Source organism: Streptomyces coelicoflavus (assembly GCF_045041415.1).
In the GTDB taxonomy this organism is placed as follows: domain Bacteria; phylum Actinomycetota; class Actinomycetes; order Streptomycetales; family Streptomycetaceae; genus Streptomyces; species Streptomyces coelicoflavus.
The window spans coordinates 703,340-715,516 of sequence record NZ_CP108218.1 but is presented as its reverse complement, the minus strand read 5'-3'; the positions used below and the strand labels follow the sequence as shown (position 1 = coordinate 715,516).

The window sequence follows — 12,177 nt, the reverse complement described above, 5'->3', positions numbered from 1 at the left end:
CCGGCCTTGCGCTCCCCGGCAATGCCCGGCTTCCTCACACACCAGGAGAGAGATGACCAACGCCGCACCCACCGCCCCGGGACTCATATCCGACCCCGCCCAAGCACAGCGGCGGATCCTGCGCGTCCTGGTCGCCTCCCAGATCCTCAGCGGCGCGGGTCTCGCCGCCGGCGTCACCGTCGGCGCCCTCCTCGCCCAGGACATGCTCGGCACCACCAGCCTCGCCGGACTGCCCAGCGCCCTGTTCACCGCCGGCTCCGCCCTCACCGCCGTTACCGTGGGCCGTATCTCCCAGGCCCGCGGCCGCCGCCCCGGCCTCGCCACCGGCTACCTCACCGGCGCCATCGGCTCCGCCGGCGTCATCGTCGCCGCCGTCCTGGACACCCCCGTGCTGTTGTTCCTCGCCCTGTTCGTCTACGGCGCCGGCACCGCCACCAACCTCCAGGCCCGCTACGCCGGAGCCGACCTGGCCCCGCCCGGCCACCGCGCCCGCGCCGTGTCCACCGTCCTGGTCGCCACCACCCTCGGCGGCGTCGCCGGACCCAACCTCGCCGCCCCCGCAGGCACCCTCGCCGAGCACCTCGGCATCCCCCACCTCGCCGGACTCTTCGTCATCTCCGGTGCCGCCTACGCGCTGGCCGCCCTCGTCCTCGCCCTCTGGCTGCGCCCCGACCCGCTGCTTCTGGCCCGAACCGTCGCCCGGGCCAAGGAGGCCGACGCCGCGACCGACCCGGCCGCCGACGGCGGTGACGCCGGCACCGGCGCGCACGGAGGCGTCGTCCTCGGCGCCCTCGTCATGATCCTCACCCAGCTCGTCATGGTCGCGATCATGACGATGACCCCGGTCCACATGCACGACCACGGCCACTCCACCGCCGCCTCCGGCCTCGTCATCGGCATCCACATCGGGGCCATGTATTTGCCCTCCCCACTCACCGGCTGGCTCGTCGACCGATACGGCCGCATGAAGATCGCCGCGGCGTCCGGCACCACCCTCCTGGCAGCCGGCCTCCTCGCCGCCGCAGCCCCCGGCGACTCCGTCGCACTCCTCGCCCTCGCCCTGGCCCTGCTGGGGCTGGGCTGGAACTTCGGCCTCGTCTCCGGCACCGCGATCATCACCGACACCGTCCCGCTCGCCACCCGCGCCAAGACCCAGGGCCTGGTCGACGTCTCCATCGCCATCGCCGGCGCCACCGGCGGCATCACCTCCGGCATCATGGTCGCCGCCACCAGCTACCCCGCCCTCGCCCTCACCGGCGGAGCCCTCTCCCTCGCCCTGCTGCCCGCCGTCGCCGCCACCGCCCGCCGCCGATGAACGCCACCAACCACGAAACCCCCGACCCCGACCTCACCGTCGACGGCACCGGCCTGCTCTGCGTCACACTCCTGCTCCGCCTGCGCAAGGACATCGACGGCGCCGAACCGGGCACCGTCGTGCACGTCGTCGCCACCGACCCCGCCGCCCCGCTCGACCTGCCCGCCTGGTGCCACATGACCGGCCACCACTACCTCGGCCCTGTGCCGAACTCCGCCGATGTGCCCGTGTACGCACTGCGGATCGCTGCCGGTGCGCGCCCCGTCCGAGCAGGCGCACCGTGGCATGCGGATGACCCGGGAGGCTGAAGGCTCACCTCATCTCGGTGGCTTGGCCGTGCGTTCGGGTGGGTGGTCCCGACGTAGTGCATGGCGGTCTGGCTGACCAGCAAATGCGGGTCCGTCGGGGCCGGCCAGCGGCGGTGGCGGTAGGTCAGCCACTCGGCAGTCAAGCGGTGGTGAATGCTCAAGGCAGAGGGTGTGCCGCAGCAGGCCGCGTCGGGCGGGCCGGTCCCCGGTTTGCAGGGCAGCCGGTTGCCGCGCCACCTGGGGGTTTGCGCGGGTAGGCGATGATGCGCCAAGCGCGCCCTGGGTGAGATGTTCGAGGGAAGGGCGGGCGGCTGCCCGACCCGTACCTACGACAGGAAACCCCCGTATCCGACATGCCGTCGCCTCCCAGCAGTGATACTGAATGCATGGACACGACGATCACCGCCGCTCGCGCCGAGGTCCTGCGGGACCGCTACCGCAGCCGGCTGCCCGAGCGCTTGCAGGAGCTGGCCGGTCCCGCCGAGGGCAACGTGGACCTGCCGCTCCACATCGTCTGGTCCGGGCGGACGAGCTACAGCCTGGACCGTCCGAAGTCCCGCATGACGCTCTACCGGACCGTCCTCGCCGAAGGGCTGCGCGAGGACGTGGTGACCCTCCTGCACCACCGGCTGCTCGCCGAGCAGTGGCCCGTGCTGCGGCGCTTGATCAGTCCCTACATCCGCGAGGTCTGGGAGGACGCCTTCCCCGAGCTGCTCCGCACCGCTCCGGCAGACACGACCGCCGCGTGAAGCTCACTCCGCTCCACGAGCGTCTCCTCGCCGACATCCCCATCTTGATCTGGGCCCGCCGCTGATATCGGGAAACCCATTCACTGCGCAATCAGGATGGCTCGTGCACGATCAGCCGCGACTGCCGCCCCGCGAACGAGCTCCGCAGGGCGCGAGCTTCACGATTCCGGACGGCGAAGACTCCGCGCTTGTCCACGTGGACGACCAAGACGTCGTAGCTGTCGATGACATCGGAGATGCCTCGTGTCTGAATGGTGTCGCGCCAAGCTTCGGTGTTCCGGCCAAACCACTCCGGCAGCCCGCAGGGCTCGGCGATGGCGTCCCAGAAGTCATCGAGGGTCTCGAGCGACCGACCTCGTAGGTCTACCTCCAGCTCCGTTTCCGTCTTCTTCGGCACCACAGCAGAGTAACCACCCCCTCAACCTGCCGAGAACGGTTCACCGAGGCAGTCCCTAACCTGCACTGGTTCCGCCGCCCGCGGGATCCGTTGGGAGATCCGCGTTTCGCGTCCCGAGCACTCAGTCCTGCTGCTCGCCGGCGCTTGCAGCAACGTCGGCAGCCGGGTCCGTGCCCGCTTCCGCCCTCAGGGCCGAAGCGGTCCGTGCGTCGTCGGCCGGGTCGGTTCGTACCGAGCCTCCGGCTCGCGAGTTCCACATTGTCGAGGGGCTCGGGCAGGCGGCAGGCAGCGAGCCGGCTTCTGGGACGGCCGAGCGCCGACCGGGCGATGGCCGAACGGACTGTGTTCCATGAACCTGGGCGATGTCGGTGCCCGACGGGTCGGTGACGCGTGGACGCACGTCGTCAGTGTGTGCGGAGGGGGCTCCCGCCCGCCTGATGGTCAATCAGGTGAGTCAGCGTTCGGTCAGCATGAGTCGGCGGGCATTCCCGGAGGATTGCCTGAGCAGGCGTCGGTGACGGCACGAAAGCCCAAGTGAGGGCCCGTATCGCCCGACCGGAGCGATGTTCCTCACAAGCATCGCTCGGCGCGTGCCGGTGTACAGTCGAGAACGCCCTTGACCTGCAGGAAGCAGGCAGGGAGCCGTCTCAGAGGAGTCCCAAGTGCTGCGTACTCTGTTCAAGTCCAAGATCCACCGTGCCACCGTCACCCAGGCCGACCTGCACTACGTCGGCTCGGTGACCATCGACGCCGATCTGCTGGACGCCGCCGATCTACTGCCCGGTGAGCTCGTGCACATCGTGGACATCACCAACGGGGCCAGGCTCGAGACGTACGTCATCGAGGGGGAGCGCGGGTCCGGGGTGATCGGGATCAACGGGGCCGCGGCTCACCTCGTGCACCCCGGTGACCTGGTGATCCTCATCAGCTATGCCCAGGTCGACGATGCCGAGGCGCGGGCGTTGAAGCCCAGGGTCGTGCACGTGGACGGCGACAACCGTATCGTCGCCCTGGGAGCCGACGCGTCCGAGCCGGTACCGGGGTCGGACCAGGAACGCAGCCCTCAGGCCGTGTCGGCCTGACGCACCGGCGTACGTGCCGATGTACTGACCTGCTGATCCCCTGGAAAGAGGAGTGTGGCCGTGAGTGACATCGAGATCCGTGACGACCGGGCGGCCGGGCGGCTGGAGGCGGTCGCGGCTGGAGAGGTCGTCGGCCGCATCGAGTACTTCGTGCTCGACGCCCCCGGGCAGGCTCTCGTCCCCGTCCACACGATCGTCGAACCGGCCCACGAGGGTCGGGGCATCGCCGGATCCCTGGCACGCGAGCTGTACGGGATCGCACGGCGGGAGGGCGTCACGGTCGCCCCGCTGTGCCCGTACGTCGTGAAGTGGGCCGAACGGCACCCGGACGAGGCGCCCGCCGCCGAGCCCGAGCTGCTGCGCGCGGCCAAGGAATGGCTCGTGGCGCACCCCGGACTGTTCTGATCGGCCTCCGACGGTGACGTCCGAGACACTCACGGGGGCGGGCGTGCTGGCGCTCCTGCATACCTCGCCCGTTCACGTTCCGGTCTTCGACGCGCTGCGTGACGCGGCGCATCCGGGGCTCACCCTGCGGCACCACGTCGACGCCGGGCTGCTGGAGCGGGCGCGGAGCGAAGGACCGGGTGCGGTGGCCGGCGCCGTCGCGGCCGTGCTGGGGCGGGCGGTGGCGGAAGGGGCGGGCGCCGTGTTGTGCACCTGCTCCACCCTCGGCGGCGTTGCCGAGGAGGCCGCGTCCCGGGACGGGGTCGGCGTGCCGGTCCTGCGTGTCGACCGGCCCATGGCCGCCGCCGCGGTGGCCAGTGGTCCGCGTGTGCTCGTCCTCGCCGCCCTGGAGGCCACGCTCGCTCCGACGGTGGCCCTGATCGAAGAGGAGGCCCGGCGCGCGGGCCGTGCCGTGACGGTGCGGACCCGGCTGGTGGACGGCGCCTGGGCGTGGTTCGAGGCCGGCGACACCGAGGGTTACGTGCGGCGGGTGACCGAGGCGGCCGACGCCGTGACCGGCGCGGACGTGATCGTTCTGGCTCAGGCGTCCATGGCGCCGGCCGGGGAAAGGGCGTCGGTCCGTGTTCCCGTGCTGGCCAGCCCCGTCCTCGGACTGGCCGCCGCGGCGGTGGCGGCACGCCTGGGCCATCCCGGGCCCGCTGGACATCCCGGATCCGTCGGCCACCCCGGGCTCGATGGGCATCCCGGGCTCGATGGCCGCCCCGGGTCCGCTGGGCATCCCGGTCCCGCTGCCCGGATCTGCTGAGCACCCTGGATCCGCTGGACTCGCCGGACCTGTGGCCCCGCTGGGCCGCCCGGGCCCCGGGGTTCGTACGGCTGGGTGAGTGGGGCGGCGGCCCTCGGGTAGGCGGGGGACAAGTCCAGAGAGCCGACGTCGACCGACTGGCCGGAGGACAGCGCCATGACGAACCCGCATCCGGATCCCGTCCCGCCCGGGCCCACCCCGGGACCCACCCCCGGTCCGGACCCCGAGCCCCCACACCCGCATCCCGACCCGGCGACGCCACCGGTCCCCGGCCCGGAACCGACCCCTCCGCCCCCGCCTCCGGGCCCCGGTCCGCAGCCCACGCCCCAGCCTCCTGGGCCCGGTCCGCAGCCGCCGCCCGATCCCCCCGGACCGCCCGGGCCCGCGCCGTCGCCGATCCCGCCGGGGCCCGAGCCCGTGCCCAGTCCCGAGCCGGGGCCACCGCTCACCTGAGCCCGAGGGACCTGAGGGACCCGAGAGAGACGGCACACGCCCGGGACGGGAAGGGGACTACGCGGTGACCTCCGACCGGTCCCCGCCCCACAGCGTGTGGAACGCGCCGTCCCGGTCCGTCCTGCGGTACGTGTGCGCCCCGAAGAAGTCCCGCTGCCCCTGGGTCAGCGCGGCCGGGAGCCGCTCGGCGCGCAGGGCGTCGTAGTAGGCGAGGGCGGCGGCGAAGCCCGGGGTCGGTACGCCCTGCCGGGTCGCCGCGACCAGGACCTCGCGCCAGTCGTCCTGCGCGGCGGCGATCTCCTGGGCGAACGTCTCGTCCGACAGCAGGCTCGGCAGGTCCGGCCGGGCGTCGTACGCGGCGCGGATGCGGTCCAGGAAGGCGGCGCGGATGATGCAGCCGCCGCGCCAGATCGCGGAGACCGCGCCCAGGTCGATGTCCCAGCCGTACTCCTCGCTGCCCGCCGCGATCTCGTGGAAGCCCTGCGTGTACGACACGATCTTCGACGCGTACAGCGCCTGCTCGACGCGGTCGGCGAAGGCGGCCGCCTCCGACTCGCCGAGCGGCGCCGCCTTCGGGCCCGCCAGGCCGCGCGAGGCCTCCCGCAACGCCGCGTGACCGGACAGGGAGCGGGCGAAGACCGCCTCCGCGATGCCGGACACCGGCACGCCCAGGTCCAGGGCGATCTGCACGGTCCAGCGGCCCGTCCCCTTCTGCTCCGCCTGGTCGACGACCACGTCCACGAACGGCTTGCCCGTCGCCGCGTCCACGTGCGACAGCACCTCCGCCGTGATCTCGATCAGGTACGAGTCCAGACGGCCGGTGTTCCAGGTCCGGAAGATCTCCGCGATCTGCGCGGGGGAGTATCCGGCGACGTCGCGCAGCAGCTGGTACGCCTCGCCGATCAGCTGCATGTCGGCGTACTCGATGCCGTTGTGCACCATCTTCACGAAGTGCCCGGCACCGTCGGGGCCGACGTGCGTGACGCACGGCGCCTCGTCCGCGGCCTTCGCCGAGATCTTCTCCAGCATCGGGCCGAGCGACCCGTACGACTCCTTCGAGCCGCCGGGCATGATGCTCGGGCCGTTCAGCGCGCCTTCCTCGCCGCCCGAGATGCCGGTGCCCACGAAGTGGATGTCCTGCTCGCGCAGCTCGCGCTCCCGGCGCCGGGTGTCGGCGAAGTGCGCGTTGCCCCCGTCGATGATCATGTCGCCGGGCTCCAGGAGCGGGGCGAACTCCCGGATGACCGCGTCGGTCGGGTCACCGGCCTTCACCATGATCACCAGACGGCGGGGCCGCTCCAGCGCCGCCACGAACTCCTTCGCGGTCTCGGTCGCGACGAATTCGCCCTCGCTGCCGAACTCCTCCACCAGCGCGTGCGTGCGCGACGCGGTCCGGTTGTGCACCGCGACCGTGTATCCGTTGCGGGCGAAGTTGCGAGCGAGGTTGCGGCCCATGACCGCGAGACCCGTGACGCCGATCTGCGCTGTAGTGCTCATTGGGTTGGCTCCTAATGACCTTGGTGTCCGTGGTGCCTTGTGTACGTGGTGCTTTGTGTACGTCGTGCCTTGTGTCCGTGGTGCCTTGTGTACGTCGTGCCTTGTGTGCGTGGTGCCGGTATCCGTGTGCCTGTGTCCGTGGTGCCGGTGCCCGTCAGTATGGCCGGTTCGGGTGCTCGACCATGCTGACGTGCCGGTATGCCGGTCGCACTTTCTGCTTCGCGGACTCCAGTACGGGCGGAAGGGGCCGGGTGCCTCAGCGGGCGGACACCGCATCGGGCCAACGGTCGCCCGATCCCGGCCACTCGGGCGGCCAACCGGCCGGTTGCCGTCTTGTCATGGCCTGTTCGCGGCGCTTACTTTTGCCGCTCCTGACGCAATGTCGAGGGGGACCTCCATGGCCGTACGCGGCCGGCACCGCCGGTATCAGCCGAACAGGATCAACCGCGCCTCACTGACCGTCACCGCGGGGGGCGCGGGACTGGCCCTCCCCCTCGTCGGTACCGGTACGGCCCACGCGGCCGACGTGGCGACCTGGGACAAGGTCGCCGCCTGCGAGTCCACCCACGACTGGGACATCAACACCGGCAACGGTTACTACGGTGGCCTGCAGTTCACCCAGTCCACCTGGGAGGCCTTCGGCGGCACGCGGTACGCGCCGCGCGCCGACCTGGCCACCAAGGACCAGCAGATCGCCGTCGCCGAGAAGGTGCTCGACGCGCAGGGCCCCGGTGCCTGGCCCGCGTGCTCCCAGCGGGCCGGGCTGACCCGCGGGGGCGACACGCCCGACATCCGGCCGGCCGGGGGAGCGGGGGCCGAGAAGTCGAACGGGAAGTCCGCCGGCGAGTCCGCGGTCAGGCCCGCCAAGAAGGCCGACTCCGTCAAGGACGTCCAGCCGCAGACCACACCGCAGTCCAGGGCGGGCACGGCCCGGATGTACACGGTGGTCACCGGCGACACCCTCTCCGGCATCGCCGACGCCCACGAGGTCCGGGGCGGCTGGCAGCGCCTGTACGAGGCCAACCGCGGCGAGATCGGATCCGATCCCGACCTGATCCTGCCCGGTCAGCGGCTCTCGATGCGCGGCCAGGGGGCCACCAAGGCGCCCGGCGCCCGGACGAGCAAGCAGGACAAGCAGAACGAGCAGGACAAGCAGGAGAAGCGGCAGACAGAGCAGAAGCGGGAGCCGAAGCAGCAGAAGCGGCAGGAGCAGCAGAAGGCGTCGAAGGCGCCGAAGAAGTCGTCCTCCGACAGCGGCAAGGCCGAGGCGGGCAAGAGCAAGGCGGGCGGAAGCACCGCCCAGCGGGCCGTCGTGGCCCCGGTCGACGCCGCCACCGGAACGCCCTACCACCAGGCGGGCTCCTCCTGGTCCAAGGGCTACCACACCGGCGTCGACTTCCCCGTCCCCACCGGCACCTCCGTCAAGTCGGTCACGGCCGGCCGCGTCGTCAGCGCGGGGTGGGGAGGTTCGTACGGCTACCAGGTGGTCGTGCGGCACGGTGACGGCCGCTACTCCCAGTACGCGCACCTCTCCGCGATCTCCGTGAAGGCCGGGCAGTCGGTCGGCGTCGGCCAGCGCCTCGGTCGCTCCGGCGCCACGGGCAACGTCACGGGCCCGCATCTGCACTTCGAGGTGCGGACGGGGCCCGGATTCGGTTCGGACGTCGACCCCCTGGCGTATCTGCGGGCCGGCGGGGTCAGGATCTGACCGTACCCGCGATCAGGACCTGATCCGTACCCGCCGGCGGCCGACCATGGGCGGCGGGACGAACGGGCCGCCGTAGAAGGGGCCGTAGGAGAGCGGCGTGTCGTCGCTCCCCGCCGGTGTCCGGACGTCGTACGTCTCCTCGACGGGGGCGGTGTCCGGAACCGGCGGCGCCACCGGGGAGGGCACGAGGACCTTGGCGGACAACGGGGCGGCAGGGGCCGCCGCGTTCACCGCGGCCGTCGCTGCCGAGGGCACCGCAGCCACGGCACTGCCACCCTGCTCCTGCCCCTGCTTCTGCTCCCCGTTCCCGTCCCGGACCTGGGCCTCGGCGCCCTCCCGTGCGATCCGCTCCGTCGTCAGCATGATCAGTCCGCCTGCGGCCACCACTCCGCAGCTCAGGGCGAGCGCGGTCCCGGTCGTGCCGTAGCGGAACGTCTCTTCGAACATGGTGATGCCGACCACCGCGGCCACCACCGGGTTCACGACCGTCAGCGTGGCCAGCGGTGCGGCGAGACCGGCGCCGCGGTAGGAGGCCTGCGAGAGCACCATGCCGGCCGTGGCCAGTACGCCGATCACGGCCAGCGACGGCAGGTCGGAGGCGGACACCCCGCCGGACCAGTCGACCGCGACCGTCTTGGTGAAGACCGACGACATGCCGAAGGCTATGCCGGACGCGGTCGCCAGCAGGATGCTGCGGACCGCCGGATGCCGGTGCGCGGCCCGGCCGGCGATCATCAGCGCCACGACCGCACCGCCGGTGACACCCGCCGCCCCGACACGCTGCGCCGTGTCCAGCGACTGCGCGTCCGAGGCACCGACCAGCGACAGCAGACCGGCGAGACCGACCGTGGCCATCAGCGCGCCGCGCCAGGCCGTCGCACCGGCCCTGCGGCCCACGAAGAACGCCGCCATGGGCAGCGCGAACACGATGGTGAGCGCTCCCAGCGGCTGCACCAGGCTCAGCGGGCCGAGCGCGAGGGCGACCACGTGCAGCAGACCGCCCAGGCCGTTGAGCGACACCGCGGCCCACCAGGCGGGCCGCCGCAACGGAGCGTACTGAGCACCCGGGGACGACGCCGCGACCCGCTCCTGCACGATCGCCCCGCCCGCGTACGCCACGGCGGAGACGAGCGACAGCAGCACGGACAACGCGAGGGCGCTCATCGGCTGCTCCTCTGCGTGAGGCGGGGGCGCTGGGCCCGGCGCGGCGAACGGTCGTCATCCATGAACAACACGATGCCGTCTCAGGGTCTTCCCGTCGTCGTCCCTGAGCATTCTTCGGGTCCTACTACCGATGGAGTACGCGGGCGCCGCCGTCCTCCCCAGGGTGGGCGACTCGCGGCCCAGGACCCCGGGATCAGCCCCTTAGGGGCCCTGATACTACTGCTCTCCGTGGATCTCGACCCCGGCCTCTCCGCCCTCCGCCCGCTCGGCGGCTTCTCCGTCCTGCGCGTCTCACGGCCCGCTCCGTCACGGCGGAGCGCCACTCTCGCGCCCCTGGCACACGCCTACCCACCGGGATACGCGGACGTGGCGGCGGACGTTCATGTTCCGGTTCAGCGCCCCGACCCGCTGGGCCTCCGCGTCCGCAAGGTCGCCGCCGCGCTCGGCACCCCGGAGACCCGGGTCGCCGCCTCCGTGGCCCAGCAGGGGCTCGCGGCCCGCCTCTGGTCGGTGGCCCTCGCCTGCGCCGCCCTCTACGGGAAGGTCCCCGACCTCGACCCCCGCCTGCTGCACTGGGACCCCGACGCCAGTGCCCCCGACGACCTGTGGCTCGCCGAGGTGCGCGCCCTGCCGGGGGACGCCGACACCGTCGCGGACGTCGTGCTCACCGCCCACCTCGCGCCGCTCGCCGAGGCCGTGCACGCCCGTTACGGCGTCGCGGCCGGGCTGCTGCGCGGCAACGCGGCCTCCGCCCTGGCCGGCGCCGGACGGGAACTGGAGCGCTGGGCCCGCCGCGAGGGCCGTACGGACACCGCCGCCCGCGCCCGTTCGCTCACCGTCGGCCTGCTGGCCCGCCCCCTGCTCGCCGGGACCGGCACGCTCACCGGCACCTCCTTCCGGCGCCGCAGCTGCTGCCTCTACTACCGGGTACCGGGCGGTGGCGTCTGCGGCGACTGCTGCTTCACGCGTCCCCCCGGATCCTCGTGACCCCGGGTCCACCCTCCGCCCCGAGCCCCCCGCGCTCTTCCCCAGGCGCCCGCTCTGGGTGACCATGAGGGAACCAGCCGCCGAGACGGGAGGTTCCGGGTGCGCGTGGGGCTGCTGACCCGTGAGTTCCCGCCGGACGTCTACGGCGGCGCCGGAGTCCACGTCGAGTTCCTCGCCCGGGAACTCGCCCGCCTCGTCGACCTGGACGTGCACAGCTGGGGCGAGGGCCGCAGCGACGGCGTGCTGCGCCACCGCCCCTGGTCCGCGCTCGACGGCGCCAACGACGCGCTGCGCACCTTCTCCGTGGACCTCGCCATGACCGCCGCCCTCGAAGGGCGCGAACTGGTGCACTCCCACACCTGGTACGCCAACCTCGGCGGCCACCTCGCCAAGCTCCTGTACGGCGTCCCGCACGTGATGACCGCCCACTCCCTGGAGCCCCTGCGCCCCTGGAAGGCCGAGCAACTGGGCGGCGGGTACACCCTGTCCGGGTGGGCCGAGCGCACCGCGGTCGAGGCGGCGGACGCCGTGATCGCCGTGTCCGCCGCGATGCGTGACGACGTCCTCGGCTGCTACCCCGCCCTCGACGCCTCCCGGGTCCACGTCGTGCACAACGGCATCGACACCCGGCTCTACCGGCCCGACCACGGCACCGGCGTACTGGACCGGATCGGTCTGGACCGCTCCCGCCCGTACGTCCTGTTCGTCGGCCGCATCACCCGCCAGAAGGGCGTGCCCCACCTGCTGCGCGCGGTACGGGACATCGACCCGGCCGCGCAGGTCGTGCTGTGCGCGGGCGCCCCGGACACCCCCGGGATCGACCAGGAGTTCCGCGAGCTCTTCGCCCGGCTGAGCCGCGCCCGCGAAGGCGTGCACTGGATCCCGCGCATGCTGCCCCGCGCCGAGGTGATCCAGCTCCTGACGCACGCCGCCGTCTTCGTCTGCCCCTCCGTGTACGAGCCCCTCGGCATCGTCAACCTCGAGGCGATGGCCTGCGGCACCCCCGTGGTGGCCTCCCGGGTGGGCGGCATACCCGAGGTCGTGGCTGACGGCGAAACGGGGGTACTCGTCCCGAGAGAGGGCGTCGGGGACGACGACTTCGAGGCGGGTCTCGCGCGCGCACTGGACTCCGTGCTCGGCGACCCGGCCGCCGCCCGGCGGATGGGCGAGGCGGGCCGGACGCGCGCCGTGGAGGAGTTCGGCTGGGACGCGGTCGCGCGCCGCACGGTCCGGCTGTACGAGGAGATCCTCAAGCGGGCTCGAGCCGCCCCGCCCGGGGCGGCCGAGGGTGAACGAGGGTGAGGGGA

Annotated in this window: 12 protein-coding genes; 9 read left to right on the top strand and 3 right to left on the bottom strand. The window is 72.7% G+C overall.

Going from position 1 to position 12,177, the window contains the following annotated elements; genetic code table 11:
- The first annotated feature begins 52 nt into the window (after window positions 1–52).
- The 3 genes from OHA99_RS03320 to OHA99_RS03310 all read left to right on the top strand — a co-directional run bounded on the left by OHA99_RS03320 (window position 53) and on the right by OHA99_RS03310 (window position 2,372).
- The gene (locus OHA99_RS03320) at window positions 53–1,315 is read left to right on the top strand and encodes an MFS transporter (protein ID WP_405693913.1); all 1,263 of its coding nucleotides are present in this window, start codon (window positions 53–55) and stop codon (window positions 1,313–1,315) included.
- Window positions 1,312–1,623, top strand: coding sequence for a sulfurtransferase TusA family protein (locus OHA99_RS03315; protein WP_164381391.1), 312 nt, complete (start codon window positions 1,312–1,314; stop codon window positions 1,621–1,623). Before OHA99_RS03320 ends, OHA99_RS03315 begins: the two co-directional genes overlap by 4 nt.
- Before the next feature lie 386 nt (window positions 1,624–2,009).
- Window positions 2,010–2,372: a hypothetical protein gene (locus tag OHA99_RS03310; protein ID WP_153176746.1), complete on the top strand. Its 363-nt coding sequence runs from the start codon at window positions 2,010–2,012 to the stop codon at window positions 2,370–2,372.
- Between the two features lie 91 nt (window positions 2,373–2,463).
- Here the strand turns inward: OHA99_RS03310 and OHA99_RS03305 are convergent, their stop codons facing one another.
- Window positions 2,464–2,769, bottom strand: a complete 306-nt coding sequence (locus tag OHA99_RS03305) for a barstar family protein (RefSeq protein ID WP_405693909.1) — start codon at window positions 2,767–2,769, stop codon at window positions 2,464–2,466.
- A gap of 662 nt (window positions 2,770–3,431) precedes the next feature.
- On the opposite strand from OHA99_RS03305, the gene panD reads away from it, so the two are divergent.
- From panD to OHA99_RS03290, 3 genes are read left to right on the top strand one after another with little or no spacing between them, the layout of a single operon-like run.
- Window positions 3,432–3,851, top strand: coding sequence for an aspartate 1-decarboxylase (gene panD / locus OHA99_RS03300; RefSeq protein ID WP_365554602.1), 420 nt, complete (start codon window positions 3,432–3,434; stop codon window positions 3,849–3,851).
- Between the two features lie 60 nt (window positions 3,852–3,911).
- Complete coding sequence (locus tag OHA99_RS03295; protein ID WP_164141769.1) at window positions 3,912–4,256, top strand: GNAT family N-acetyltransferase; 345 nt, start codon at window positions 3,912–3,914, stop codon at window positions 4,254–4,256.
- A 43-nt stretch (window positions 4,257–4,299) separates the two neighbouring features.
- Complete coding sequence (locus OHA99_RS03290; protein WP_405698883.1) at window positions 4,300–5,061, top strand: aspartate/glutamate racemase family protein; 762 nt, start codon at window positions 4,300–4,302, stop codon at window positions 5,059–5,061.
- Between the two features lie 510 nt (window positions 5,062–5,571).
- Here the strand turns inward: OHA99_RS03290 and gndA are convergent.
- Entirely contained in the window at window positions 5,572–7,011 is a 1,440-nt protein-coding gene (gene gndA, locus OHA99_RS03285) for an NADP-dependent phosphogluconate dehydrogenase (protein ID WP_153176742.1), read from the bottom strand.
- Between the two features lie 397 nt (window positions 7,012–7,408).
- Between gndA and OHA99_RS03280 the strand changes: the two genes are divergently transcribed.
- Window positions 7,409–8,719, top strand: coding sequence for a transglycosylase family protein (locus tag OHA99_RS03280; RefSeq protein WP_405693904.1), 1,311 nt, complete (start codon window positions 7,409–7,411; stop codon window positions 8,717–8,719).
- 12 nt (window positions 8,720–8,731) lie between these two features.
- Here OHA99_RS03280 and OHA99_RS03275 read toward each other — a convergent pair whose 3' ends face one another.
- Entirely contained in the window at window positions 8,732–9,883 is a 1,152-nt protein-coding gene (locus tag OHA99_RS03275; RefSeq protein WP_405693901.1) for a DMT family transporter, read from the bottom strand.
- Between the two features lie 228 nt (window positions 9,884–10,111).
- On the opposite strand from OHA99_RS03275, the gene OHA99_RS03270 reads away from it, so the two are divergent.
- Both OHA99_RS03270 and glgA read left to right on the top strand, forming a co-directional pair.
- On the top strand, window positions 10,112–10,870 hold the full coding sequence (locus OHA99_RS03270; RefSeq protein WP_366471476.1) for a (2Fe-2S)-binding protein: 759 nt from the start codon (window positions 10,112–10,114) through the stop codon (window positions 10,868–10,870).
- Window positions 10,871–10,969: 99 nt separating this feature from the next.
- The gene (gene glgA, locus OHA99_RS03265) at window positions 10,970–12,172 is read left to right on the top strand and encodes a glycogen synthase (RefSeq protein ID WP_153176738.1); all 1,203 of its coding nucleotides are present in this window, start codon (window positions 10,970–10,972) and stop codon (window positions 12,170–12,172) included.
- Window positions 12,173–12,177: the final 5 nt, after the last annotated feature.